The sequence below is a fragment of the Pseudomonas sp. URIL14HWK12:I5 genome (genome assembly GCF_900176445.1).
Lineage (GTDB): Bacteria > Pseudomonadota > Gammaproteobacteria > Pseudomonadales > Pseudomonadaceae > Aquipseudomonas > Aquipseudomonas monteilii.
The window spans coordinates 1-26596 of sequence record NZ_FWXQ01000005.1; the positions used below are offsets into that span (position 1 = coordinate 1).

Genomic DNA, 26596 nt, shown 5'->3' on the forward strand with positions numbered 1-26596 from the left:
TTCCTTTCGAAACGTTGTCCCCCACTACCAGGCAGATTCCTAGGCATTACTCACCCGTCCGCCGCTGAATCAAGGAGCAAGCTCCCGTCATCCGCTCGACTTGCATGTGTTAGGCCTGCCGCCAGCGTTCAATCTGAGCCATGATCAAACTCTTCAGTTCAATACTGCTTGGGTTTTTAAGAAACCCTAAACTTGGCTCAGCAATCTCAAATGACTATGTGATTTCTCGCATGGCCACTTGTGATGCTGATAATCTTTTTGACTATCAGTCCGTACCCACAAGCACCCACACGAATTGCTTGATTCAATTTGTTAAAGAGCGTTTGGTTAAGAGCTTTTCGTCTCAACCGAGGCGCGCATTCTACGCTTTCCTCATTCACTGTCAAGCGTTTATTTTGAAGTTTTTACTACCGCTTCCTTTTGAAAGCTAACAACTTCAAACACTTACCGCTTGCCCCGAAGCGTTCATCGCTGCGAGGAGGCGAATAATACGCGCTTTGAAATCAGAGTCAACACCTTGATCTGAAAAAACTTTCCGCGCGTGTTTTAACCCCACCTGGCAACTAATGAAAGCGCCATGGATCTGTAGAGAAACACCACCACGGAGCGTAGCGGCCATGAGCGATGCGCAAAGCGAGAAAACCCCGGGCCTGTCTGCAGATGAAGAACAGGAGGTCAGCCACAACCAGCCGCCGCGGGCGGCAGTGCTGCACGAGATGATCCGCTACCAGGGCGATCAGGAACTGGAACGTACCCTCGCGGCGTTGTGGTGGTCGGCACTGGCCGCCGGCCTGTCCATGGGGCTGTCGCTGATGGCCATGGGGCTGTTCTACGCACGCCTGCCGGAAGGAGAGAGTGCCCAGGTGGTCGCAAGCATCGGCTACAGCGCCGGCTTCCTCGCGGTGATCCTGGCACGCCAGCAACTGTTTACCGAAAACACCCTCACCGCCGTGCTGCCCGTCATGACGACCCCCACCCTGGCCAACTTCGTTCGCCTGCTGCGCCTGTGGGGCGTGGTGTTGCTCGGCAACCTGGCGGGCACCCTGCTAGTGGCTTGGGTCATGCTGGAGCTGCCGATATTCGACAGCAAGACGGACGTGGCGTTTCTGGAGGTTGGCCGCAAGGTCATGAAGAACGACCTGAGCCAGATGTTCGCCAAAGGCATCGTGTCGGGCTGGATGATCGCCACCATGGTCTGGATGATCCCGTCCATGGAGCACGCCAAGGTCTGGATCATCCTGATGATCACCTACCTGATGGCCCTCGGCGATTTCACCCATATAGTAGTGGGCTCCGTCGAGGTGTCCTATCTGGTGTGGGCCGGCGATGAAACCTGGCGCAGCTTTTGGCTGGAATTCGCCTTGCCGACCCTGACAGGCAACATTATTGGTGGCAGCTTCATTTTTGCCCTGATCAGCCATGCCCAGGTACGCAGCGACAGTGGCAAGCCACCCTCGCAACTGCTGAAAGACGACCAAGCCCCGCGCCGGCGCAGCAAGGATGACCACAGCTGAATCTCAGCGTGCCGCCATCGTGCGCTCTTTGGCGTGGCCCCGCTGACGCACAGGCCGTGGCTGCCACCAGTTCTGCCCGGCATGCGGTGAGTCAAGGCTGACCCGCTCGCCCATCTGCGGCGTGCTCAAGCGCACCTGGGCCTGGTTGGCCAGCGTCAGTATGCGTTCGAAAGGCTCCTGCCAGCCGTGGGTAGACAGGTCGAACGTACCGTTGTGAATCGGCAGCATCCAGCGCCCGCGCAAATCCAGGTGGGCCTGCAGGCTCTGCTCCGGCTGCATGTGTACGTTGGGCCAGGCGACATTGTAGGCGCCGGTTTCGATCAAGGTCAGGTCGAACGGCCCGAAACGCTCGCCTATCTGCTTGAAACCGTCGAAGTACCCGGTATCGCCACTGAAGAACACCCGCACATCGCCATCGATGATCACCCAGGACGCCCACAGCGTCCGATTGCTGTCCAGCAGCCCGCGCCCGGAAAAGTGCTGTGCCGGGGTGGCGACAAAGCGCACGCCCTCCACCTCGCTTTCTTGCCACCAGTCCAGTTGGCGCACCTTCGCCGGAGCCACGCCCCAGCTCATAAGTAGGTCGCCCACGCCCAGTGGGGTAAGGAATACCCCGGTGCGTGGCGCCAAATGGCGAATCGCCTGCTCGTCGAGGTGGTCGAAATGATCGTGCGACAGTACAACCGCGGCCAGTGGCGGCAACTGGTCAAGCGCCAGCGGTGGCGCATGGAAGCGCAGCGGCCCCGCCCACTGCACCGGCGAGGCGCGCTCGGCGAACACCGGGTCGGTGATAAAGAAGCGCCCGCGCAGCTTGAGCAATACTGTGGAATGGCCCAGGCGCCACATGCTGTGATCAGGGGCGTCGAGCACCTGCTCGCGGGTCATGGGCTGGAGGCTGATCGGGGTAGCCGGCCGGGTTTGCGGGGGCTTGCGCAGGAACAGGTACTTGAGCCCGATGCGCAGCTTTTTCAGCACCCCATCCTGCGGCAACGATGCCTGGTTGTGAAAACGCCCATCCCGATGTGGCGCCGGCTCGCCGGCAGCGTTGGCCAAAGGGACCATCAGCAACACTCCAAGCAACAGGAAAGCCTTCATGTTACCCCACAGTGATCAGATCAACCGTGAATTGGCTTGTAAGGTCATTTTTCGCCGTTGAAACAATGTTCAACAATATTCATGCGAGTTATGCGATAAACGGTACCCCGGCAGAAGCGATGACCACGATGGACAACCGCAGCGGCAAAGGCCTTTCATTCGTCAAGCGCATCTACCTGCCGCGCGTCATTGGCCTGGGTATCGGTCTGTTCAGCGTCATGGCGGCCATTGCGCCGCTGTCTCCCCCCACCTGGGCATGGCTGCTGGTGCTGCTCAACGGGTTGCTGTGGCCGCACATGGCCTACTTGTGGGCAAGCCGCTCGGCGATGCCCTACCAGGCAGAACAGCGCAACCTGCTGCTGGACTCGCTGATGGGCGGGTTCTGGACTGCCGCCATGCATTTCAACCCGCTCCCCAGCGTGACGGTACTTTCCATGATGACCATGAACAACGTCGCAGCCGGCGGCAAGCGCATGGTCTTTCGTGGGCTGCTGGCCCAGGTGGCAGGCATGCTTGTCTCCGTCCTGCTGCTTGGCCCCGGCCTGCAGCTGACCGCCACCCCCCTGCAGGTGTACGCCTGCCTGCCAATGCTGACGCTGTACCCGCTGGCACTGGGCTGGGTGTGCTACCAGCTGGCGATCAAACTGGCTGACCACAAGCGCCGGCTGAGCGCCCTGAGCCTCACCGACAGCCTGACCGGGCTGCTCAACCATGGCGCGTGGAAAGACCTGCTACTGCTGAAGTTCCAGGCCTGTAAACAACAGCAGGGGCACGCGGTCATCGCCCTGATCGACATCGACCATTTCAAGACCATCAACGATACCTTCGGCCACGTGGTCGGCGACTGTGTGCTGCGCCAGCTGAGCGCCGAGCTGCGCCGTAACCTGCGCGAAGGCGACCAGGCAGGGCGTTATGGCGGCGACGAGTTTTGTGTGATGCTGCCGAACACCAGTGAGGCCCAGGCTTGTCAGGCCATGGAGCGCCTGCGCGAACGGGTCGCTAACTACCGCAACCCACAGTTGCCGCACCTGCGCATCAGCCTGAGCATCGGCCTGTCACCCTTCGAAGCCACCGTGGAGTCACCCGAGCACTGGCTCGACCAGGCTGACAAGGCGCTTTACACCGCCAAGCACGCCGGCCGCGACCAGGTCAATTTTGCCCGCGGCGACGCTTCTACGCTCAAGCTGGCCTATCCTGATTGAACCTCCTTCCTGACTGCCTGGCGGGAGGCTGCTTGAAGGAGCCGCTCACGCATGGCCAGGACTGCCAAACACCGCCCAGCCAGCCCTACACCGCGCTTTCAGGTGCGCCACCTGATTGCCGGTTTCAGTGCAGTTTTCGGCCTGGCCTGCCTGGTTACGCTGGGCGCACTGTTAAACATCGCCGCCACCCTTGATCACCAGGAGCGTCAGCGTAGCGCCTTCCATGCGAACCAGGCCCTTGAGCAGCGACTGATCGCCTCGCGCCAGTTCTTGTCCAGCTATGCCGTATGGGATGCTGCCTTCGAACACCTGGCGGGCCAGGTAGACTGGAAATGGGCTTATGAAGAAAAGAACGTGGGCGAGTCGCTGTACAGCGCCAACGGCTACGAAGGGGTGTTCGTTGTAGAGGACAGCCGCACCACCTACGCGCTGTTCAAGGGACAGCCCAGCCAGGCAGGCGCTAACACTTATATAGACGCGCCCCTGCAGCCGATCATCGACCAGGCCCGCGCCGCGGCCGTACCACGGGAACAGATCACCCGGTACGTGCTGTTCAACGGCTGGCCGGCCGTGCTGACTGCCGCCGCTGTTCGACCGGATCGCGATGTCACCGACACTGAGGTACGCCACGCCCCGGTGATGCTGTTCATCGACCAGCTCACCGAAGACAAGCTGACACGGCTGGGCACCGGCGCCGGCCTTACCGGCATGCATGTAGACAAGGACAACAGGGGTGAGCACGGCCACTTGCGCATCGAGCTGGGCGATACCGGCTACCACCTGGCCTGGAACAGCCCGCTGCCGGGGCGCCAGCTGCTGTGGGCCGTTTTGCCGCCACTGGTAGGCGCGCTGCTGATGCTTGGCTTGATCATGCTGTACCTGTTCCGCCTCACCTTGCGCAGCTCGCGGGCAATCGGCCTTACACTCACTCACCTGCAACAGAGCAACCAGGCGCTGGAAGCCAGCGAGCAGCGTTTTCGCGCGGTGGCCGAATCGGCATCCGACTGGATCTGGGAAACCGACCGGCAACAACGCCTGACCTACCTGTCGCAACGCTTTGCCAACGTCACCGGCTACTCCGTGGACGACTGGCTGGGCCAACCGCTCAACCTGTTGCTGGCCTGCGATACCACCCCGCTCTCGCCTTGGCTGGACGCCCTGACCAGCGCCGATCCACAACAGTTGGCCAATTTGCGCTGCACCTACCGCGACCAGAATGGCCAAAACCGCTACTGCAGGATTTCGGCCCGAGCCATCTGGTATGACGACAAGCCCAGCGGTTTTCGCGGCACCGCCAGCGACATCACCGACGAAGTCGACGCCCACGCGCGCATTCAGCACCTGTCGTTGCACGACCCACTGACCGGCCTGGCCAACCGCAACAAGCTCGCCAGGCACCTGGAGCAAGCCCTGCTGCGTAGCACCGACTCGCCACCCTTGAGCCTGCTGCTGCTGGACCTCGACAACTTCAAACCGATCAACGACTCGCTCGGCCATGCTGCCGGGGATGCCGTGCTGCAAGAGGTGGCGACGCGTCTGCGCGATACCACCCGCGACGGTGACCTGGTAGCGCGTCTGGGTGGCGACGAGTTCATCCTGGTGCTAAGCGGCATGGACAACCGCAACGAAATCGACCGTTTCTGCGCGCGCCTGATCAGCCTGCTGCAACAACCCATCACCTTCGACAACCAACCCCTGCACGTCGGTGCCAGTATTGGCGTCGCCCAAACCCGCACCCAGGGTTTCGATGCGGGCGAATTGATCCGCTGCGCCGACATTGCCCTGTACCAGGCCAAAGCCGATGGCAAGAATACCTGGCGTTACTTCGCTGCCGAGATGAACCAGCAGATCCAGTACCGCCGCCAGTTGGAAAACGACCTGCGCAGGGCCCTGCGCAACCAGGAGTTCGAACTGCATTATCAGCCGCGCTACCGCCTCAGCGACCGACGCATCGTAGCGGTCGAAGCCTTGCTGCGCTGGCAGCACCCGCAGGAAGGGTTGCTAGGGCCGGACATTTTCATCCCGCTGGCCGAGCAAAGCGACATCATCGTCGCGCTGGGCCGCTGGGTGCTGCGCGAGGCTTGCCGCACAGCCCATGACTGGCCAGCCGACATTCTGGTTTCGGTGAATCTGTCGCCCGCGCAGTTCCTGCGCAGCGACGTGGTAGCCGATGTGCGTGAAATCCTGCTGGAAACCGCCTTCCCGGCCCAGCGCCTGGAGCTGGAAATTACCGAGAACGTGATGCTCAACGACATCGAAGGCGCGCTGGGCACCATGCTCTCGCTCAAGGAGCTGGGCGTGCGCCTGAACATGGATGATTTCGGCACGGGTTACTCATCGCTGGGCTACCTGCGTACCTACCCGTTCGACAGCATCAAGATAGACAAGCGCTTCATCAGTGGCCTGAACAACAACGGCGGCAGCGACCGTGCGGTGGTTCAGGCCATCATCAACCTGGGCGAAGCGATGGGGTTGACGGTGACTGCCGAAGGCGTCGAAAGCGAACAGCAGCTCAAAGCACTGGAGAAGGACCGCTGCCACGAAGTACAGGGCTATTTCATGAGCCGACCGCTGGACAGTGCCGGGCTGGAGGCGTTGTTGCACCAAACATCCCAAAGCAGCAAACAACCTCTGTAGGCGCGGGTTTACCCGCGAACACCGGCAACGCCGGTGCCATGCACCGCGGGGAATTCTTCGTGGGCAAGTCAGCTCCTGCAGGGGGCATCAGGGTTGTTGCAGGCTGCGCTCGGCCACGATCTCTGGCAGGTCCTGGCGGCGCAGGTAAGCACGCAGCGGCTCACCAATATTCAAGCGGTCATCCACATGCTGCTCCAGCAACAGCGCCAGCCGCTCACGGCACAACGCCATGCGCTGCCCTTGCTCAGGCCGCCAGACAAACTCGTTGCACGGGGTAATGCTGTCGTCGGCCACGTCCATGCCGAACGAATCCTCGGAAAAACGCACAATATGGACACCGCGCTTGCCATGAAAACCGACAAAGCCCTTGAGCTGGTCGGCAGCGTTGCAGATGTCCTGGGAAGTGATGGCCATGACGTAACCTCGCAATGATATCGGAAGATACGCACGCCTGGCGGGGGATGGGTCGCCTCTACCGGGCAACTCGCAAGCCGCAGCCTAACGCAGGTGCGCATGAACGCGCCATGGTTTTCAGCGCTCACCGCTCAGGGTGTAGGGTTGGAGCTACTGCCGATCCCGGTCCTCGTGCACCTGCACACTGGCCGTCATCCCCGCACTCAGGGTCACCCCTTCCGGCACCTGGTCCAGGCGAATCCTTACCGGTATGCGCTGGGCCAGACGCACCCAGTTGAAGGTAGGTTCCACTTCCGGCAGCAATTGACTGTCCGGGTTGCTGTTGCGGTCGGTAATACCGCGGCTGATGCTCTCCACATGCCCTTGCATCGGCTCACCCGCCCCCATCAGCCAGACTTTCACGGTATCCCCCACACGAATACGGGGCAGCTTGGTTTCCTCGAAGTACGCCTGGATATAGAAGGTTGAATCATCCACCAGGGCCATGACCGCTTCCCCGGTGTTCACATAGTTGCCTTCGGCCAGACGCAGGTTGGTGATATGCCCGCTGCGCGGCGCCCGCACTTCACTGCGCGCAAGGTTGATCCTGGCCACCTGCAACTGCGCCTCGGCTTCGTGCAACTCGCCACGCGCGATGGCCGCATTGATCTGGGCGTTTTCACGCAACTCGGCACTGATCGCCTCGGGCCCCAAGGCCGTGCGCCGGGCGGCTTCGCGTTCGCGCAGGCGCAATTGCTGGGCGCGGGTCTCGGTCACGGCGCTGGCCTGGTCGAACGCGGCCTGGAAGCGCTCGCGGTCGATAGTCATCAACAGGTCGCCCGCCTTGACCTGCTGGTTGTCATGGACCTTGAGCCCGCGTACCCAACCGGACACGTCAGGCGCAATCACCACCACATCGGCACGCACACGGGCGTCGCGGGTCCAGGGGGTAAGCATGTAGTACTGCCACAACCGGTAGCCGGCCAACACGGCCAAGGCCACCACACACAGCGTCACCAAGGTACGTACGGCCGCACGCATCGAAACACTCCTTCATAAAGGCCCCAGTAGGCGTACCACCAGGAACAACACACAAACGAACAGCGCCGCATCGAACAGCGCCTCATGCCAGATCCAGCGCCCCAGCGGCGTGGCCTGCACCACCAGGCGTAACAGGCCGGTGAACAGCAGCGCCAGCAACACATAAATCAGAAACGGGCTGAGCAGCACGCCGCCCACTTCCCATTCACGCAACCCCATGGGTTTCCTCCTGCCAGCGGCACCACTTGCCCCAGCTTTTTTGCAATTGCAGCACCGCACCTTCAGCCAGCCGCAATGGGTCGCTGGCAGGCAGCTGGCGCAGGGCCGCGATAAATTGCTCACTGGCGGGGTCCAGGCGCTGCCCGCGCCCGGCGGCAGGCCCTTTTGCCAGTACCGCCTCCACCTGTTGCAGGTACTCGCGCTCGGCACGCCCCAAGGGGGCCTGGGCGACCGCCAGACACATGCGCAGGTGTACCAGTTCATCACCAATGTCCAGCCCATGCAGGCCGTCGTCCCAGCGCTTACGCTCGTCTTCCGGTAATTCACTGGCATGCCGCGCCAGTTGCATCAGGCGGTCCGCCATCCGCCCGCCAAACCAGCTGTCGGCCCCACGCAGGTCGCGCCGGGTCAGGCGCACCAGGTCGCTCTGGGTGGCTGCGCGCAGTCGCCGGCCCAGCCAGGCCGGGTGACGGAACACCAATAAACGAAAGGCCATGACTGCTGCAGATACACCCACCAGCATGGCCAAGGCACTGTTCAGCATGGTCGCCACGCCAAACTGCATGGCGTTGAGCGGCGATACCAGCACAATGAAGTGCAGGCAATAGGAGGTGGCCGTGGCCCCGGTACGGGGGTGGGCCATGCCCAGCGCCCCAAGAAACAGCGGCACACCCATGGCAAGGCACAGCATGGCGAAGCTGCTCCACTGCGGCAGCACAATTTGCCCGACCAGCAACGCAGCAGGTATGGCCAGGAAAATCCCGCGCAAAAAACTCAAGCCAATTTGCGCGCCGTTCTCACGGCTGGCGAACAGGCTACAGACTACGCAGGTCAGCACCAGGCCACCCGGCGCCGAAGGCCAGGCCGTGGCCAGCCAGAACCCGCTCATAACCAGAAAGGCCAGCGCACTACGCGAACCAAACAGCAAGGCCAGTGACCAGTCGCGGTGCGCAGCCAGGCCTTGGGACACATCCTTGGGCGCCCTGCCCGCCTCCACATCCTCCAGCGCCTGGCCGGCAGCCATGGCGTAATCCAGCAGCAGGGCCATGCGCGCCAGGCAGAAGTGCTCCGCCGAACTGATCTGCTCGTCGTGGGCGGCATCCCAGATACGTTGGCGCAACAGCAACAAGCCGGGCTTGTCGGGTTTGCCCAACAGTGTGCGCACTTCGTGCAACCAGGGCGCCAGGTGCTCAGCCTCCCGCTCATCCAGTTGCCGCCACTGACGGCGCACCGAACGGGAGATGCGCAACAGCACCATCAATTTCTGGCTGAGCCCACGAATGGCGCGGGCACGCTGCCGGCCACGGTTGCCTTCGAACCAGGCATGTTCGCGCTGGCTGTCGATGGCCACGATGCGCCCCAAGCTCTCCAGCAAGCCTTTGCGCGCCTCGTCCTCGCCACCCAGCATGGCACTGGCAGCTTGCAGACCGTTCTGCCAGGCCTGTCGGGCCTGCCCGCCCAGTTGCTGTTCCACGCGCATGGGCCAGAGCAAGGCACTGCTGGCAGTGGCGCAGAAAATGCCCAGGCAGATCTCGGTGCAGCGCGCCACCGCCTGGTCAAAAACCTGCAGCGGGTGGTCGATGGCCGGCAAGGCGATGATCGCAGCGGTGTAGCCGGCCAGCACGAAGGCATAGGCCCAGGCGCTACGCAGCTGGGTGGAGGCGGCGGTGCACAGGGCCAGCCAAAAGGCCAGGGTGAGCAGAAACAAACCTGGGGTCTGTGCAAACAGGCCAATGAACAGCACCGACATGACGGTGCCGACCAAGGTACCCGCCAGCCGCGCCAGGCCCTTCTGCACCACCATGCCGGACAGCGGCTGGGCGACGATGAAAGCGGTCATCAGTGCCCATGACGGTTGCTCCAGCCCCCAACGCATCGCCAGCCACAATGCCAGGCCGCCACCGAGCAGAGTCTTGATGGCGAACTTGAGGGCGAGGCTGCTGGGGGCGAACAGGGCCTGGAAGGTAATGGGCACGAAGCGGACCTTGCGGGGATGGTCTTGTAGAAAAGATAGACAATGGGGAGCAGGATAAAGTGGAAATGAATAATTAGCTAGCTAATCATCTTTATCGGCGTGCAACCAAGCACAAATTCCAGGCAAAAAAAATGGGCGACCGAAGTCGCCCTAAATGCCTTGCGTGCTCGTGTACCCGGAAGGTCAACGCGGCTTGCGCTTTTTCGAGTCCTTCCAGATGAAAATGCCCAGACCGGCAAAGAAGGCAAACATCAACCCGACCGTTACCACACCGGCGATAACCACGTTGTCGAAGAACATGCTGGCCTCCCCATTCGTTTGCCGTTGTCCGATGGGTGCAAGGTAACCAATGTGGCGTGGGGGAAAATTGATCGGGATCAATGGTGCCCGAGGCCGGGCACGCGAGGGGGGTGCAGGGTTGACCTGCGTCAAATTTCAGCGCTTCTTCGGCTTGCTCTTGGGTTTCTTTTTCTTGCTGCTGTTCAACGGCAGGGCCTGCTCGAACGCGTTGCGCATGTCGTTCAGGCGCTTTTCCTTGAGGTCGTGGACGCGCTTGGCGCGTTCGGCATCGAAATCGATGAGGTTGTCTTGGCTCATGGGTGGGCTCGACGATCTACAGAGACTTGCATGATGAGGCCAGCCGCAGGTGCTGACCAGCCCCTGTCAGACTTCGATATCCACCAGCAGCCCCTGGCGTACGTGTTCGCCCATCAACGGGGCCACCGGCACGGTGTTGTCGGCGTTGACCTCATCACCAGGCATGGCACTGTAGCGCTCCTGATCGCCCTTCTGCCTGCGTTGCTGCTGGCGACGTTGTTCATCGCGCAGCAACAGTGCTTGCTCTTGCGGGTCACGCTGGTGCTTGAGGTCGATGGCACTTTCGCCGGACGCAGGCTGCGTCGGCACCACCGGTTTGATGTCGGGGGTGGGTTTGACCGGGTCCTGTTGCGAGGTCACCGGGGCGGCACTGAGCGGAATGATCGGCGGCAGCATGGACGTTCTCCTGTGCCCCTGTATCGGCAGGTGCGGGTTTACCTTGATGTCATGGACAACATTTACTCGGTTTCGTCGTCAGGCTCGTCGTCATCTGGCGGGCTGGCTTCGCTCCAGGGCCGCTTGTAAACCTGCTGCCAGACCGCGTCCATATGGTCGCGCAATACCTGCGGCGCGGTTTTCAGCGAGGCACTGTCCTCGCGCTCGCCACCGATCGGTTCTTCGCCCGCCGGGGTGATCAGCGACTGGCCGGTAATGGTGTAGCTGGCCTGCCCTTCGCGCATCTCGATGGCGATGTCGTGCGGGTCGATACCGCCGCCACAGAAGGCATGACTGGCTACCGTCATCTCGGCGACACCGTCCTTGTTCAAGTCGCTGGCATCACTGACGTCGGTGTAGAAGTCCACGTCCAGGTCCAGCCCTGGGCAGGTGGTTTCCTGCTCGATCTGCCAACGCGCCTTGAATGCATCACCTTCGGCTGTGCGCCCGTACAAGGTGGCCTTGAGTACCACCTTGTCCACTTCCTGTTCGCTTTCCGGGTCACTGGCCTGGCCATCGCTGCGGCTCAGTACCAGCAGGCCTTCACCGTCGCGGTCGCGGTAGTGCACGCTCTTGATCGGTGTCTGGACGCCCAGCACTTCAAGCTGTTCCATCGGAATGGGGGGCAAGGTCTCGAAATTCTTCTGCTCGCAGGCACTGAGCAGCAGCAGGCTGCCCACGGCCATGGAAGCGCTCATCCAGCGGTGCTTGGCAGACATATAGAAGCGGTGCCCTCGTCGGCTGCACAGTGCGAGGCGATGAAACAGCTAGACTGACTTACTTCCTGTTGTCGTTCGGCACCTTTCGGTGCGTTCGCACTTTGGTCTGACCGGCCGATCCGTTAACATAATCGGCTTTTTCATCGCGGGAGTTCAGGCAGTATGGCGCAGCAGTATCAACCGGGGCAACGCTGGATCAGCGACAGCGAAGCCGAGCTCGGCCTGGGTACCATCCTGGCGCAGGATGGCCGCCTGTTGACCGTGCTTTACCCGGCCACTGGCGACACCCGCCAGTATTCCCTGCGCAATGCGCCGCTGACCCGCGTGCGTTTCTCGCCCGGCGACCAGATCACCCACTTCGAGGGCTGGAAGCTGACCGTGCGCGAAGTCGAGGACATCGACGGGCTCATGGTGTACCACGGCCTGGACGCGCAGAACCAGCCGCGTACCCTGCCAGAAACCCAGCTGTCGAACTTCATCCAGTTCCGCCTGGCCAGCGACCGCCTGTTCGCCGGGCAGATCGACCCACTGTCGTGGTTCAGCCTGCGTTACAACACCCTGCAGCACACCAGCAAGCAGATGCAGTCGGCACTGTGGGGCCTGGGTGGCTGCCGCGCGCAACCGATCGCCCACCAGTTGCACATCGCCCGCGAAGTCGCCGACCGCAGCGCCCCGCGCGTATTGCTGGCCGACGAAGTGGGCCTGGGCAAAACCATCGAGGCTGGCCTGGTGATTCACCGCCAGTTGCTGTCGGGCCGTGCCAGCCGCGTACTGATCCTGGTGCCGGAAAACCTCCAGCACCAGTGGCTGGTGGAAATGCGCCGCCGCTTCAACCTGCAGGTAGCCCTGTTCGACGCTGAACGCTTCATCGAGAGCGACGCCAGCAACCCGTTCGAGGACGCCCAGCTGGCGCTGGTTGCCCTGGAGTGGCTGGTCGACGACGAAAAGGCCCAGGATGCGCTGTTTGCTGCCGGCTGGGACCTGATGGTGGTCGACGAAGCTCACCACCTGGTCTGGCACGAAGATCAGGTCAGCGCCGAATATGGCCTGGTCGAGCAACTGGCCCAGGTGATCCCGGGTGTGCTGCTGCTCACCGCCACCCCAGAGCAGCTTGGCCAGGACAGCCACTTTGCCCGCTTGCGCCTGCTCGACCCCAACCGTTTCCACGACCTGGCCGCCTTCCGTGCCGAGAGCGAGCACTATCGCCCGGTCGCCGAAGCCGTACAGGAACTGCTCGACGAGGGCCGCTTGTCGCCCAAGGCGCACGCCACCATCCAGGGCTTCCTGGGTGCCGAAGGCGAAGCCCTGCTGGCCGCGGTCAACGATGGCGACACCCAGGCCAGTGCGCGCCTGATTCGCGAACTGCTTGACCGCCACGGCACCGGCCGCGTGCTGTTCCGCAACACACGTGCCGCAATTCAGGGCTTCCCTGAGCGCCAGTTGCACCCCTACCCGCTGGCCACGCCCGAGCAGTACCGCGACCTGCCGGCTGGCGAACACGCTGAGCTGTACCCGGAAGTGGCCTTCCAGGCCCAGGGTGAGGCAGCCGACGACGAACGCTGGTGGCGTTTCGATCCACGCGTCGACTGGCTGATCGATACCCTGAAGATGCTCAAGCGCACCAAAGTGCTGGTGATCTGCGCCCACGCCGAAACCGCAATGGACTTGGAAGACGCCCTGCGCGTGCGCTCCGGCATCCCGGCGTCGGTGTTCCATGAAGGCATGAGCATTCTCGAACGCGACCGTGCCGCCGCCTACTTCGCCGACGAAGAATTCGGCGCGCAGGTGCTGATCTGCTCCGAGATTGGCAGCGAAGGCCGTAACTTCCAGTTCGCCCACCATCTGGTGATGTTCGACCTGCCCGCGCACCCCGACCTGCTCGAACAGCGCATCGGCCGCCTGGACCGGATCGGCCAGAAGCACACCATCCAGCTGCACATCCCGTACCTGCAGGACAGCCCGCAAGAGCGCCTGTTCCAGTGGTACCACGAAGGCCTCAACGCCTTCCTCAACACCTGCCCGACCGGCAACGCCCTGCAACACCAGTTTGGCCCGCGCCTGTTGCCGCTGCTCGAAGGTGGCCAGAGCAAGGCCTGGGATACACTGGTGGCCGACGCCCGCAGCGAGCGCGAACGCCTGGAGGCCGAACTGCATACTGGCCGCGACCGCCTGCTGGAGCTCAACTCTGGCGGCGCTGGCGAGGGCCAGGCGCTGGTCGAGGCCATTCTTGAACAGGACGACCAGTTCGCCCTGCCGATCTACATGGAAACCCTGTTCGACGCCTTTGGCATCGACAGCGAAGACCATTCCGAGAATGCCCTGATCCTCAAGCCAAGCGAGAAGATGCTCGACGCCAGCTTCCCGCTGGGCGACGACGAAGGCGTGACCATTACCTACGACCGTGGCCAGGCGCTGTCGCGCGAGGACATGCAGTTCCTCACCTGGGAGCACCCGATGGTGCAGGGCGGCATGGACCTGGTGCTGTCCGGCTCGATGGGCAACACCGCAGTGGCGCTGATCAAGAACAAGGCGCTCAAACCGGGCACCGTGCTACTCGAACTGCTGTTCGTCAGCGAAGTAGTAGCACCGCGCAGCCTGCAACTGGGCCGCTACCTGCCGCCGGCGGCACTGCGCTGCCTGCTCGACGCCAACGGCAACGACCTGGCATCGCGCGTAGCCTTCGAAACCCTCAACGACCAGCTCGAAAGCGTGCCGCGCGCCAGCGCCAACAAGTTCGTCCAGGCGCAGCGCGATGTGCTGGCCAAGCGTATCAGTGGTGGTGAGGAGAAAATCTTGCCGACCCACATCGAGCGCGTGGCCGAAGCCCAGCGCCGCCTGGCGGCAGAGGCCGACGAGGAGCTGGCCCGCCTGGTGGCACTGCAAGCGGTCAACCCGAGTGTGCGTGACAGCGAAATCAACGCCCTGCGCAAGCAGCGTGAAGATGGCCTGGCAATGCTGGAAAAGGCCGCCCTGCGCCTGGAAGCCATTCGCGTGCTGGTGGCGGGCTAAATACTGGAGCTATGGGGCCGCTTTGCGGCCCCATAGCCGGCACAGCAGCCCTGATCTCACGAGCCTCTATTCCGGTCCAAACTCTTTATTCCTGGCCGCAATCACACTGATTACCAAATCGTAGGAATCAATGTGCCATTAGTCAGGAAGGCTTAAATACTCCTTCCTATACTGCCTCTGGACAGTCTGCACAGGGTTGTAGCGCAGACGAGTGAAAACTCGATCAAGAGGCATTCCATGGAGTGGCTAGGGCTGCAACTGTTCGCCGACTTGCCGGCAACCGGGCGTATCGTCATTGATTGCCGTCATGAACCGTTTCTGGTTCTGCTCGCCTACTTCGTTGCCTGCGCAGCCTGCTTCGCCACGCTCGACATGGCCGAGCGACAATCCCACAGCCCCGAACCCACTGCCCACCGCCAATGGAACATGCTCGGCGCTTGCTGCCTGGCCGGTGGCATCTGGGCCATGCACTTCATCAGCATGCTGGCCTTCCAGGCACCGGTGGAAGTGCACTACGACGTTTCCCTGACCATTCTTTCGCTGCTCATCGCCCTGGGCGTAGCCTGGCTGGCCATGTACAGCCTGGAACGCACACAAATGCGCATGCATCATTTTGTGCAAAGCGCAGTGTTGATTGGCCTGGGCATCATCCTCATGCACTTTGTCGGCATGGCCGCCTTGGAAACCGGCGCCGTGCAGTATTACCAGACCGGCCTGCTGCTGGCCTCTGGCGCCATTGCCCTGCTCACCAGCCTGGCCGCGTTGTGCCTGGCCCGCTACTTCCGTAATGGCAGTGGCACTCTTTATCAGGCCATGAAGTACGGCGCCAGCCTGCTGATGGCTGCCGGTATCGTCGCTACCCATTTCACCGCGATGTCGGCCATGACGCTGGTCATCCCGGCCGATACCGCCCTGCGCCTGCCTTCTGGCGACAACAGCCTGCAACTTGGGCTGGGCATCGGCTTCATCACACTGCTCATCAGCGGTGCCAGTATCAGTGCCGCATTGGCCGACAAAAAGTTGCAGAGTAAAGAGCATGACTTGCGCCGGGTCAGCGTGCTACTCAGCCAGCTGGACCAGGCCCGCGCCTCGCTGCAACAAGCGGCGCATTACGACGCGCTCACCAATCTGGTCAACCGCCGTGGCTTCAACCAGGTGTTCGCCGAGCGGCTGGCCGAACACCAGGCCAGTGAAAGCCGTCTGGCGGTGATGTTCCTCGACATCGACCATTTCAAGCGCATCAACGACAGCCTCGGCCATGACGCCGGTGACGAGCTGCTCAAGGTGATCGCCAACCACATCAAGGCCGCCACCCGCAGCCAGGACCTGGTCGCGCGCTTCGGGGGCGACGAGTTCTGCATCGTGACCAGCCTGAATAACCGCGACGAAGCCCGACATCTGGCCCAGCGCATCATGCAACGAATGAAAGAGCCCATCGACCTGGGTGGACGGCGCATGGTCATGACCACCAGCATCGGCATCAGCATCTTCCCTGACGACGGCACCAGCGTCGAAGAGCTGCTCAAACATGCCGACCTGGCCCTGTATCAGTCAAAGGACAACGGGCGCAACAGCCTGAACTTCTTCAACGACAACTTGAAGACCCAGGCCACGATGGCATTGCAACTGGAAGAAGAACTGCGCATGGCACTGCTCGAAGAACGCGGGCTCTGCGTCCATTACCAGCCCATCTTCGATATGCGCAGCGGGCAGCTGGCCAAGCTGGAAGCCTTGGTGCGCTGGCAGCACCCGCAACATGGCCTGCTCGGCCCCGAACGCTTTATCGGCATTGCCGAAGCCAACGGCCTGATCATCGACCTCGACCTGTGGGTACTGCGCCACGCCTGCAACGATCTGGCCCACCTGCAGCGCTATGGCTACGGCGACTTCAAGGTCACGGTCAACTGCTCGGCGGTGACCCTCAGCCATGACGAGCTACCCAACGAAGTGGAGAAAGCACTGTTTCACGCCGGGCTCTGCGCCCGGCAACTTGAGCTGGAAGTGACCGAAAACGCCCTCATGGGGGATCTCCAGCGCACGGTGAACCTGCTCAAGCGCGTTCGCGCCCTGGGTGTGGCGCTGTCGATCGACGACTTCGGCACCGGTTACTCGTCTCTGGCCTACCTCAAACGCCTGCCGCTGGATGTACTGAAGATCGACCGCACGTTCCTGCAGGATGTACCGGGTAGCCAAAAGGATCGGGAAATCGTCCAGGCGATCATCGTCATGGCACACACGCTGCACTTGCAGGTGGTCAGTGAGGGCGTAGAGACTACGGAACAACAGGCGTTCCTCAAAACCCACGGCTGCGACTATCTGCAGGGTTACCTGCTGGGTCGCCCGGTACCACTGGCCGAGCTGCGACCACTGCTGGAGCGGTTGCAGCATCAGGACGGCGTGCTCAACCCTTGTTACGGTAAAGTTCTACCAGGGTCGCCGGATCTTTTTGCAGGTAACCCTGGCTACCGTGCAGGCGCATCAATTGCGCGGCGAGGCCACTGAGCGGCGTCGCCGAACCCTGCTCGCGGGAGAATTTGACCGCGCCATCAAGGTCCTTGAGTAGCGTGCGCACATGCCACTTGATCGGTTCGAAGCGGCTTTCGGCCATTTGCGGCGCCAGGATCTGCAGGGGCTTGGAGTCGGCAAAGCCACCGGCCAACGCTTCGGCGATCAACGTCGCATCCACCCCGGACTGCTCGGCCAACGCCACGACTTCGGCAATGACCAAGGCGTTGCATGCCACGATCATCTGGTTACAGGCCTTGGTCACCTGGCCTGCGCCCACCGCCCCCATATGCGTCACCCGCTGGCCAAGTACCTGCAGCACCGGCCGGGCACGCTCAAGGTCAACCGCCTCGCCACCGACCATGATCGCCAGGGTACCGGCTTCGGCACCGGGCGTGCCGCCGGACACCGGGGCATCCAGCCAGGCCATGCCACACAGTGCGGCCAGTTCGGCAGCCATTTCACGGGTGGCGGTGGGCTCCAGGCTGGAGAAATCGATCAGCAACTGGCCACTGCTTCCGCCCTGGGCAATGCCGTGTTCGCCGAACACTACCTCGCGCACCACAGCCGTATCGGCCAGGCACAGCAGCACCATGTCGCTGCCCTGGCTCAGTTCGGCGGGGCTGTGGGCCAAGCGCGCACCGGCGGCGACAAGTGCAGCGCACTTGTCCGGGCTGCGGTTCCACACGGTCAGCGGATACCCCGCCGCCAGCAGGCGTCGGCACATGGGCAGGCCCATCAGACCGATGCCGGCAAATCCAAGCGAAGGTAGTGCAGTGCTCATCAATGACTCCCGACTGTTCGAATTGTTTTACAGGTTGGCAGCGGGGTAGACACATTACGCATCCCGTAAACTGTTACCGCCACGCCGAATTGTTACTTCCCTCTACCCGCCTTGAATGCTTTCAAGCACCAATAAGGGGCTGCTGCGCATTTTTGCGCACCAAAAACGATCACGCCACTTCGGGGCCCTTCACCTGAATCACGATGAACGGCGAAACCACTACCGCCCAGATCTCTGGATCGCGGCTTTGCAGGTCCAGCGCTTGTTCGGCCGACACCGGCCCAACAGTGCCATCACTACGCCACTTGGCGAAGATCTCGCTGCGATTCTCGGCCATCGCCTCGGCAACGGTGATCAGGTCCAGGCTGGGGTCGACCCAAATCAGGTCACCCTTGGCCCAGAAACGCTCCAGCGCTTTCCACTCGATGATTGCCGTCTCGCCAAGCAATTTGGCATAGAGGGTGCTTGTTTGATCAGTCATGGGTGGTATCCGCAAAAATCGGCCAATAAAAAAGGCCGGCATTTTTGCAGAAAAACCCGGTTTCAAATATGTAATTTGGTCGATTGACCCCGAAGTTGTGGGGTGGGGTCACAGATACAGGCAGTTTGATGGCGCCTTTCTGTATCTTTCTGTCGATCAAGCGACAACCCAGGAAACAGGCACTTTTCGACCGCTTTTCAAGCGCTCGAACAGCGCTCTACACTGTACCGGTACAGTTCCGGGACATGTTCCGGGGGAAGGTGGGCTTGCGCGTTGGCATGGCCACGCCGCAAATCCCGCCCGGTCTGTAGCCCTGGCCGCCAGGACTATAAGAATTACAACAGAATGAGTGGAGCACTATGATCAAGATTTCCAAGCTGTTCGCCGCAATGGTACTGGCCGGGGTAGCCAGCCATTCGTTTGCCGCCGATACCATCAAGATCGGGATTGCTGGCCCTAAAACCGGCCCTGTGACCCAGTACGGCGACATGCAGTTCATCGGCGCCAAGCAAGCCATCGAGGATATCAACGCCGCGGGCGGCGTCGATGGCAAGATGCTCGAAGCCAAGGAATACGACGACGCCTGCGACCCTAAACAGGCCGTGGCAGTCGCCAACAAAGTGGTCAACGACGGCGTCAAGTTCGTCATCGGCCACCTGTGCTCCAGCTCCACCCAGCCAGCGTCCGACATCTACGAAGACGAAGGCGTGATCATGATCACACCGGCCGCCACCTCGCCGGAAATCACCGCCCGTGGCTACAAGCTGATCTTCCGCACCATCGGCCTGGACAGCGCCCAGGGCCCGGCTGCCGGCAACTACATCGCCGACCACGTCAAGCCGAAAGTGGTTGCAGTGCTGCACGACAAGCAGCAGTACGGTGAAGGTATCGCCACCGCGGTCAAGCAAACCCTCGAGAGCAAAGGCACCAAGGTTGCCGTATTCGAAGGCCTGAACGCCGGCGACAAGGACTTCTCCTCGATCATCCAGAAGCTCAAGCAGAACAACGTCGACTTCGTCTACTACGGCGGCTACCACCCAGAGCTGGGCCTGATCCTGCGCCAGGCGCAGGAAAAGGGCCTGAAAGCCAAGTTCATGGGCCCAGAGGGCGTGGGTAACGATTCGATCTCGCAAATCGCCCAGAACGCCTCCGAAGGCCTGCTGGTCACCCTGCCGAAGTCGTTCGATGCCGACCCGGAGAACAAGAAGATCGTCGACGCCATCAAGGCTGACGGCAAGGACCCAAGCGGCCCGTTCGTGTTCCCTGCCTACTCGGCTGTCGAGCTGATCGCCCAGGGCATCAAGGCCGCCAAGTCCGAAGACACCGACAAGGTGGCAGCCGCCATCCACGCCGGCTCCTTCAAGACCCCGACCGGCACCCTGTCGTACGACGACAAGGGCGACCTGAAAGACTTCAAATTCGTGGTCTACGAATGGCACTTCGGCAAGCCGAAGACCGAAGTCTCCCCTCAGTAACTGCGTGACTAATAGCTGACCGAAGAAGCCCACTGTGCGAGCAGTGGGCTTTGTTTTACGAGGTTCATGGGCCCGATCCCCGCGATCCGGGGGCAGGCTCACCTGAAAATCTTAAAACCGTCACCCGCGGTTTCCTGGCCTACCCCCGCCAGCGAAATGCAAATCAGGTTTTTAGGAGCGCTGTAATGCCTGAGATCTACCATTTCTTCCAACAACTGGTTAATGGATTGACCATCGGCAGCACCTATGCCTTGATCGCCATCGGCTACACGATGGTGTACGGCATCATTGGCATGATCAACTTCGCCCACGGCGAGGTGTACATGATCGGTTCCTATGTGGCCTTCATCGCCCTGGCGGGCCTGGCCATGATGGGTATCCATTCGCTGCCTATCCTGATGACCGTCGCCTTCGTCGCGACGATCTTCGTCACCAGTGCCTATGGCTACAGTATCGAGCGCGTTGCCTACCGCCCCCTGCGCAACAGCAACCGTCTGATCCCGCTGATTTCCGCCATCGGCATGTCGATCTTCCTGCAGAACACCGTCTTGCTGTCGCAAGACTCCAAGGACAAGTCCATCCCCAACCTGATCCCCGGCAGCTTCTCCTTCGGGCCAGGTGGTGCTGAAGAAGTACTGATCAGCTACATGCAGGTCCTGGTGTTCGTGGTCACCCTGGTGGCCATGACCTGCCTCACCCTGTTCATCTCCCGTTCCCGCCTGGGCCGCGCCTGCCGTGCCTGCGCCGAGGACATCAAGATGGCCAACCTGCTGGGCATCAACACCAACAACATCATCGCCCTCACCTTCGTCATCGGTGCCGCCCTGGCCGCCGTGGCGGCCGTGCTGCTGAGCATGCAGTACGGGGTGATCAACCCCAACGCCGGTTTCCTGGTGGGCCTGAAAGCCTTCACCGCGGCGGTACTGGGTGGCATCGGCAGCATCCCGGGCGCCATGCTCGGCGGGCTGGTGCTGGGTGTGGCCGAAGCGTTCGGCGCCGACATCTTCGGCGACCAGTACAAGGACGTGGTGGCATTCGGCTTGTTGGTTCTTGTCCTGCTATTCCGGCCGACCGGCATCCTGGGCCGCCCGGAGGTTGAAAAAGTATGAACAGAAATCTCAAACAGGCGTTCTTCAGCGCCTTGCTGGTATGGGCCGTGGCCTTCCCGGTGCTGGGCCTGAAACTGAGCATCGACGGCATCAGCCTGGCCGTGCACAGCCAAGGGTCGTTCACCATCAGCATCATCGCCGTGTGTTCGGTGCTGATGTTCCTGCGCGTGCTGTTCGACAAGCAGTGGAGTGCGGTAATGGGCAGCCGTTCGGATCGCAAGCTGATCCCGCCGGCCGTCAGCAACTACCTGACCCTGCCCAAGACCCAGCGCTACGTGATCATTGGCCTGATCGTCGCGGCACTGGTATGGCCGTTCTTCGGCTCGCGCGGTGCAGTCGACATTGCCACGCTGATCCTGATCTACGTGTTGCTGGGCCTGGGCCTGAACATCGTGGTCGGCCTGGCGGGCCTGCTCGACCTGGGTTACGTGGGCTTCTACGCCGTCGGCGCCTACAGCTACGCCATGCTCTCGCACTACCTGGGCTGGAGCTTCTGGGTGTGCCTGCCGATCGCCGGCCTGATGGCCGCCACCTTCGGCTTCCTGCTTGGCTTCCCGGTGCTGCGCCTGCGTGGGGACTACCTGGCGATCGTGACCCTCGGCTTCGGCGAGATCATCCGCCTGTTCCTGCGTAACCTCACCGACTGGACTGGCGGCCCCAACGGTATCAGCAACATCCCCAAGCCGGAGTTCTTCGGCCTCACCTTCGAACGCCGCGCCGCCGAGGGCATGCAGACCTTCCACGAGTTCTTCGGGCTGGAATACAACTCGATCAACAAGGTGATCTTCCTGTACCTGGTCGCGCTGTTGCTGGCCCTGCTGGCGCTGTTCGTCATCAACCGCCTGCTGCGCATGCCGATCGGCCGCGCCTGGGAAGCCCTGCGTGAAGACGAGATTGCCTGCCGTGCGCTGGGTCTGAACCCGACCGTGATCAAGCTCTCGGCATTCACCCTGGGTGCCTGCTTCGCCGGTTTCGCCGGCAGCTTCTTCGCTGCGCGCCAAGGCCTGGTGACGCCGGAGTCGTTCACCTTCATCGAGTCGGCGATCATCCTCGCCATCGTCGTGCTCGGCGGCATGGGTTCACAACTGGGCGTGATCCTCGCGGCCATCGTGATGATCCTGCTGCCCGAGCTGATGCGTGAGTTCAGCGAATACCGGATGCTGATGTTCGGTGCGCTGATGGTGTTGATGATGATCTGGCGTCCGCAAGGCCTGCTGCCTATGCAACGTCCACACATGGAGCTGCGTCGATGAGCCGCGAAATTCTGCAAGTCAGCGGCCTGAGCATGCGCTTCGGCGGCTTGTTGGCGGTGAACGGCGTGGGCCTGACCGTCAAGGAAAAACAGGTGGTGGCGTTGATCGGCCCGAACGGCGCCGGCAAGACCACCGTGTTCAACTGCCTGACCGGCTTCTACAAGCCCAGCGGTGGCACGATCCTGCTCGATGGCCAGCCGATCCAGGGCCTGGCCGGCCACCAGATTGCCCGCAAGGGCGTGGTGCGGACCTTCCAGAACGTGCGCCTGTTCAAGGAAATGACCGCGCTGGAAAACCTGCTGATCGCCCAGCACCGTCACCTCAATACCAACTTCTTCGCCGGCCTGTTCAAGACCCCGAGCTTCCGCCGCAGCGAGAAAGAGGCCATGGAGCGCGCGCAGTACTGGCTGGAGAAGGTCAACCTGACCGAGTTCGCCAACCGTACCGCCGGCACCCTCGCCTACGGCCAGCAGCGCCGCCTGGAAATCGCCCGCTGCATGATGACCCAGCCGCGCATCATCATGCTCGACGAACCGGCTGCGGGCCTGAACCCGAAAGAAACCGAAGACCTCAAGGCACTGATCGCCTACCTGCGTGAGTCGCACAACGTCACCGTGCTGCTGATCGAGCACGACATGAAGCTGGTGATGAGCATCTCCGACCATATCGTGGTGATCAACCAGGGCACCCCCCTGGCCCACGGCACGCCGGAAGAGATCCGCGACAACCCTGATGTGATCAAAGCCTACCTGGGGGAAGCGTAAATGCTGAAGTTCGAAAACGTTTCCACCTTCTACGGCAAGATTCAGGCGCTGCACAGCGTCAACGTGGAGATCAACCAGGGCGAGATCGTTACCCTGATCGGCGCCAACGGCGCTGGCAAGTCGACCTTGCTGATGACCCTGTGCGGCTCGCCGCAGGCGCACAGTGGCAGCATCAAGTACCTGGGTGAAGAACTGGTCGGCCAGCCGTCCTCCCACATCATGCGCAAGAGCATCGCCGTCGTGCCGGAAGGCCGCCGCGTGTTCGCCCGCCTGACCGTAGAGGAAAACCTGGCGATGGGTGGTTTCTTCACCGACAAAGGCGACTACCAGGAGCAACTGGACAAGGTGCTGCAGCTGTTCCCGCGCCTGAAGGAACGCTACATCCAGCGTGGCGGCACCATGTCCGGTGGCGAGCAGCAGATGCTCGCCATTGGCCGGGCACTGATGAGCAAGCCCAAGCTGCTGCTGCTCGACGAGCCTTCGCTGGGCCTGGCACCGATCATCATCCAGCAGATCTTCGACATCATCGAACAGCTGCGCCGTGATGGTGTGACGGTGTTCCTGGTGGAGCAGAACGCCAACCAGGCGCTGAAGATTGCTGACCGGGCGTATGTGCTGGAGAACGGCCGGGTGGTGATGCAGGGCACGGGTGAAGCCTTGTTGACTGACCCGAAGGTGCGCGACGCATACCTCGGCGGTTGATAGATAAAGGGCCAACTACTGGCCCTTTTTTTTGCCTGCCAGAAATGTAATGCCTGTGCCGGCGATAGGGCCGGTACGGGCAACCATTAACTTGTGATCCCGCGCCAGCCTGAGTAACGTGGCCAGCTTTCACGGCAAAGATTCCCCGGAGCCCGCCCCATGCGCCTCACCCCCACCCTGCTGCTCACCGCCCTGCTGCCCCTGTTCGCCGGCTGCCAACTGATGGCGAGCCCGCCAACCGACCCGAACATCGGCACCACGCGCATGCAGGGCGAACTGCGTGCCGCCGGTGGCCAGTTGCTGTTCAATCCATGCAGCGAAAACCGCACCTTCGTGATCAACGACGTCGGTGCGACGGGCATCCTGCAAGAGGCCGCCAACCTCGCCAAGGACGCCAACGACAAGCTGTTCGCCGACGTGCGTGGGCGCCTTACCGGGAGCAAGCAGGCCAACAATGATGGTCAGCTGGAAGTGCGCCGCCTGTACCGCCTGGAACCTTCCACCCGCGCTTGTGACGACCCCAACTTCAAGCAGCTGACCCTGCGCGCCAATGGCCACGAACCGGAGTGGGACATCAAGGCCAGTGGCAAGGGCATGGTGCTCAACCGTGTCGGCCAGGAGCCCCTACCCCTGCCCTTCCTCGAAGAAGAAGTACCCGGCGGCGGCCTGACCCTGACCAGCGAAGCCAACAACCAGCATGTGGAACTGTGGGTCGCACCGCAGCGCTGTGTAGACAACGCCACCGGTGCCATCCACCACCTGCGTGCCGAGCTGCGCATCGACGGCAAGACCCTGCAGGGCTGCGGTTACTACGGCGGCGCACGCGACAACTGATCGCCGGGCGCTTTTATCCTGCCGTTCGGGGCGGCTAACAGCTTATACTTGGCGGTTTGTGTAAAGCCGCCGGCCGCCCATGGCCGGGATACTGGACCCTGCCATGCTACGAATCACCGAACTGAAGCTGCCCCTGGACCATCCCGACGAAGCCCTGCGTGAAGCCATCGTCCAGCGCCTGGGCATCCGCGACGAGCAACTGCTCAGCTTCAACCTGTTCAAGCGCAGCTACGATGCGCGCAAGAAGAACAGCGAACTGCTGTTCATCTACACCATCGACCTGGAAGCCAGCAACGAAGCCGAACTGCTCAGCAAGTTCGCCGACGATCGCAACATCGGCCCAGCGCCGGACATCACCTACAAGTTCGTCGGCCAGGCCCCGGCAGGCCTGCAGGAACGCCCGATCGTGGTCGGTTTCGGCCCCTGCGGCATCTTCGCCGGCCTGCTGCTGGCACAGATGGGCTTCAAGCCGATCATCCTTGAACGTGGCAAGGAAGTACGCCAGCGCACCAAGGATACCTGGGGCCTGTGGCGCAAAAGCGTACTCAACCCCGAGTCCAATGTGCAGTTCGGCGAAGGCGGCGCCGGCACCTTCTCTGACGGCAAGCTGTACAGCCAGATCAAGGACCCGCAGCACCACGGCCGCAAAGTGCTGGAGGAGTTCGTCAAGGCCGGTGCGCCCGACGAGATCCTGTACATCAACAAACCGCACATCGGTACCTTCCGCCTCACCGGCATGGTCGAGCAGATGCGTCAGGACATGATCGCCCTGGGTGCCGAAGTACGCTTCCAGCAGAAGGTGACCGACCTGTTGGTCGAAGACGGCCAGCTGACCGGCGTGGTCCTGGAGAGCGGCGAGCAGCTGCATTCGCGCCATGTGGTCCTGGCGTTGGGCCACAGCGCCCGCGACACCTTCCGCATGCTGCACGCCAAAGGCGTGTACATGGAAGCCAAGCCATTCTCGGTCGGTTTCCGTATCGAGCACCCGCAAACGCTGATCGACAAGGCGCGCCTGGGCAAGTACGCCGGCCACCCGAAACTGGGCGCTGCCGACTACAAGCTGGTGTACCACGCCAAGAACGGCCGTTCGGTGTACAGCTTCTGCATGTGCCCGGGCGGCACCGTGGTTGCGGCTACCAGCGAACCGGGCCGGGTGGTGACCAACGGCATGAGCCAGTACTCGCGTAACGAGCGCAACGCCAACTCCGGCATCGTCGTCGGCATCGACCCGGAGCGAGATTATCCGGGTGGCCCGCTGGCCGGTATCGAGCTGCAAGAGCGCCTGGAAGCCCATGCCTATGTGATGGGGGGCAGCAACTACCAGGCGCCTGCGCAATTGGTAGGCGACTTTGTAGCTGGCCGGCCCTCGACCGCGCTGGGCAGTGTCGAGCCGTCCTACAAGCCGGGCGTGACCCTGGGCGACCTGGCGCCAAGCCTGCCGGACTTTGCCATCGAAGCAATTCGTGAAGCGTTGCCGGCGTTCGATCGGCAGATCAAAGGCTACAACCTGCACGATGCCGTATTGACCGGGATCGAGACGCGCACTTCGTCGCCACTGCGGATTACCCGGGGTGAGGATTACCAGAGCCTGAACCTGAAGGGGCTGTTCCCGGCGGGTGAAGGGGCCGGGTATGCGGGCGGGATTCTGTCGGCGGGTGTCGATGGCATTCGCATTGCCGAGGCGGTGGCGCGGGATATGCTCGGCCTCTGATGCTGGTTTGCCTGCCAGCGCCCTTTCGCGGGTTACCCGCGAAAAGGCGCTGGCAGGCATCAGAATAATCCACCCTCAACATCAGGCTTCCCCTCCCCCCTCCTTCCTCACTTCCATCTAGGCTTCCCCCAGGCCTGTCAGC

At 62.1% G+C, this 26596-nt stretch carries 23 protein-coding genes and 1 rRNA gene; 12 read left to right on the forward strand and 12 right to left on the reverse strand.

Annotation, left to right across the window (positions count from 1 at the left end):
- Positions 1 to 160, reverse strand: a 16S ribosomal RNA gene (locus tag B9A31_RS12625); the annotation flags it as partial.
- 457 nt (positions 161 to 617) lie between these two features.
- On the opposite strand from B9A31_RS12625, the gene B9A31_RS12630 reads away from it, so the two are divergent.
- Positions 618 to 1514, forward strand: a complete 897-nt coding sequence (locus tag B9A31_RS12630; RefSeq protein ID WP_019098624.1) for a formate/nitrite transporter family protein — start codon at positions 618 to 620, stop codon at positions 1512 to 1514.
- 3 nt (positions 1515 to 1517) lie between these two features.
- Here the strand turns inward: B9A31_RS12630 and B9A31_RS12635 are convergent, their stop codons facing one another.
- A complete protein-coding gene (locus B9A31_RS12635) occupies positions 1518 to 2609 on the reverse strand; it encodes an MBL fold metallo-hydrolase (RefSeq protein WP_019098625.1) in 1092 nt (363 codons plus the stop codon).
- A gap of 128 nt (positions 2610 to 2737) precedes the next feature.
- On the opposite strand from B9A31_RS12635, the gene B9A31_RS12640 reads away from it, so the two are divergent.
- Complete coding sequence (locus B9A31_RS12640; RefSeq protein ID WP_026020440.1) at positions 2738 to 3811, forward strand: diguanylate cyclase; 1074 nt, start codon at positions 2738 to 2740, stop codon at positions 3809 to 3811.
- 51 nt (positions 3812 to 3862) lie between these two features.
- Entirely contained in the window at positions 3863 to 6448 is a 2586-nt protein-coding gene (locus B9A31_RS12645; RefSeq protein WP_084297040.1) for a bifunctional diguanylate cyclase/phosphodiesterase, read from the forward strand.
- A gap of 87 nt (positions 6449 to 6535) precedes the next feature.
- Here B9A31_RS12645 and B9A31_RS12650 read toward each other — a convergent pair whose 3' ends face one another.
- The 8 genes from B9A31_RS12650 to B9A31_RS12675 form a co-directional block, all read right to left on the reverse strand.
- Positions 6536 to 6862, reverse strand: a complete 327-nt coding sequence (locus B9A31_RS12650) for a DUF2025 family protein (protein WP_016713809.1) — start codon at positions 6860 to 6862, stop codon at positions 6536 to 6538.
- 150 nt (positions 6863 to 7012) lie between these two features.
- A complete protein-coding gene (locus B9A31_RS12655) occupies positions 7013 to 7882 on the reverse strand; it encodes an efflux RND transporter periplasmic adaptor subunit (RefSeq protein ID WP_019098628.1) in 870 nt (289 codons plus the stop codon).
- Positions 7883 to 7894: 12 nt separating this feature from the next.
- Complete coding sequence (locus B9A31_RS12660) at positions 7895 to 8101, reverse strand: DUF1656 domain-containing protein (protein ID WP_019098629.1); 207 nt, start codon at positions 8099 to 8101, stop codon at positions 7895 to 7897.
- Complete coding sequence (locus B9A31_RS12665; protein WP_084297041.1) at positions 8088 to 10076, reverse strand: FUSC family protein; 1989 nt, start codon at positions 10074 to 10076, stop codon at positions 8088 to 8090. The genes B9A31_RS12660 and B9A31_RS12665 overlap by 14 nt, the downstream gene beginning before the upstream one ends.
- Before the next feature lie 183 nt (positions 10077 to 10259).
- Complete coding sequence (gene ccoM / locus B9A31_RS27635; RefSeq protein WP_012273831.1) at positions 10260 to 10376, reverse strand: cytochrome c oxidase subunit CcoM; 117 nt, start codon at positions 10374 to 10376, stop codon at positions 10260 to 10262.
- Between the two features lie 135 nt (positions 10377 to 10511).
- Positions 10512 to 10673, reverse strand: coding sequence for a hypothetical protein (locus B9A31_RS27305; protein WP_016713805.1), 162 nt, complete (start codon positions 10671 to 10673; stop codon positions 10512 to 10514).
- Positions 10674 to 10739: 66 nt separating this feature from the next.
- Entirely contained in the window at positions 10740 to 11069 is a 330-nt protein-coding gene (locus B9A31_RS12670; RefSeq protein WP_016713804.1) for a hypothetical protein, read from the reverse strand.
- A 62-nt stretch (positions 11070 to 11131) separates the two neighbouring features.
- Positions 11132 to 11827: a M949_RS01915 family surface polysaccharide biosynthesis protein gene (locus B9A31_RS12675; RefSeq protein ID WP_027615427.1), complete on the reverse strand. Its 696-nt coding sequence runs from the start codon at positions 11825 to 11827 to the stop codon at positions 11132 to 11134.
- 162 nt (positions 11828 to 11989) lie between these two features.
- Here B9A31_RS12675 and rapA point away from each other — a divergent pair, with 162 nt between their 5' ends.
- Both rapA and B9A31_RS12685 read left to right on the forward strand, forming a co-directional pair.
- Complete coding sequence (rapA, locus tag B9A31_RS12680; protein ID WP_019096589.1) at positions 11990 to 14836, forward strand: RNA polymerase-associated protein RapA; 2847 nt, start codon at positions 11990 to 11992, stop codon at positions 14834 to 14836.
- Positions 14837 to 15073: 237 nt separating this feature from the next.
- Positions 15074 to 17338 carry a putative bifunctional diguanylate cyclase/phosphodiesterase gene (locus B9A31_RS12685; protein ID WP_025754554.1) on the forward strand — a complete coding sequence of 755 codons (2265 nt, stop codon included), beginning with the start codon at positions 15074 to 15076 and terminating at the stop codon, positions 17336 to 17338.
- On the opposite strand, the gene B9A31_RS12690 is transcribed toward B9A31_RS12685, so the two are convergent.
- Together B9A31_RS12690 and B9A31_RS12695 are read right to left on the reverse strand one after the other, a co-directional pair.
- Positions 17238 to 18125, reverse strand: a complete 888-nt coding sequence (locus tag B9A31_RS12690; RefSeq protein ID WP_019096587.1) for an NAD(P)-dependent oxidoreductase — start codon at positions 18123 to 18125, stop codon at positions 17238 to 17240. The two genes, B9A31_RS12685 and B9A31_RS12690, sit on opposite strands and share 101 nt — an antisense overlap.
- Positions 18126 to 18294: 169 nt before the next feature.
- Entirely contained in the window at positions 18295 to 18606 is a 312-nt protein-coding gene (locus B9A31_RS12695) for a DUF2288 domain-containing protein (protein WP_016713799.1), read from the reverse strand.
- A 359-nt stretch (positions 18607 to 18965) separates the two neighbouring features.
- Here B9A31_RS12695 and B9A31_RS12705 point away from each other — a divergent pair, with 359 nt between their 5' ends.
- The 7 genes from B9A31_RS12705 to B9A31_RS12735 all read left to right on the forward strand — a co-directional run bounded on the left by B9A31_RS12705 (position 18966) and on the right by B9A31_RS12735 (position 26454).
- Positions 18966 to 20081, forward strand: coding sequence for a branched-chain amino acid ABC transporter substrate-binding protein (locus tag B9A31_RS12705; RefSeq protein ID WP_025754556.1), 1116 nt, complete (start codon positions 18966 to 18968; stop codon positions 20079 to 20081).
- A gap of 185 nt (positions 20082 to 20266) precedes the next feature.
- On the forward strand, positions 20267 to 21190 hold the full coding sequence (livH, locus tag B9A31_RS12710; protein WP_016713796.1) for a high-affinity branched-chain amino acid ABC transporter permease LivH: 924 nt from the start codon (positions 20267 to 20269) through the stop codon (positions 21188 to 21190).
- Entirely contained in the window at positions 21187 to 22443 is a 1257-nt protein-coding gene (locus tag B9A31_RS12715; RefSeq protein ID WP_016713795.1) for a high-affinity branched-chain amino acid ABC transporter permease LivM, read from the forward strand. The genes livH and B9A31_RS12715 overlap by 4 nt, the downstream gene beginning before the upstream one ends.
- Positions 22440 to 23207 (forward strand): high-affinity branched-chain amino acid ABC transporter ATP-binding protein LivG, encoded by a 768-nt coding sequence (gene livG / locus B9A31_RS12720; RefSeq protein WP_013973920.1) that lies wholly within the window; start codon positions 22440 to 22442, stop codon positions 23205 to 23207. Before B9A31_RS12715 ends, livG begins: the two co-directional genes overlap by 4 nt.
- Entirely contained in the window at positions 23208 to 23909 is a 702-nt protein-coding gene (locus tag B9A31_RS12725; protein WP_003254879.1) for an ABC transporter ATP-binding protein, read from the forward strand.
- 159 nt (positions 23910 to 24068) lie between these two features.
- The gene (locus B9A31_RS12730; RefSeq protein WP_084297042.1) at positions 24069 to 24743 is read left to right on the forward strand and encodes a COG3650 family protein; all 675 of its coding nucleotides are present in this window, start codon (positions 24069 to 24071) and stop codon (positions 24741 to 24743) included.
- A 103-nt stretch (positions 24744 to 24846) separates the two neighbouring features.
- Complete coding sequence (locus tag B9A31_RS12735) at positions 24847 to 26454, forward strand: NAD(P)/FAD-dependent oxidoreductase (RefSeq protein WP_019096585.1); 1608 nt, start codon at positions 24847 to 24849, stop codon at positions 26452 to 26454.
- Positions 26455 to 26596: the final 142 nt, after the last annotated feature.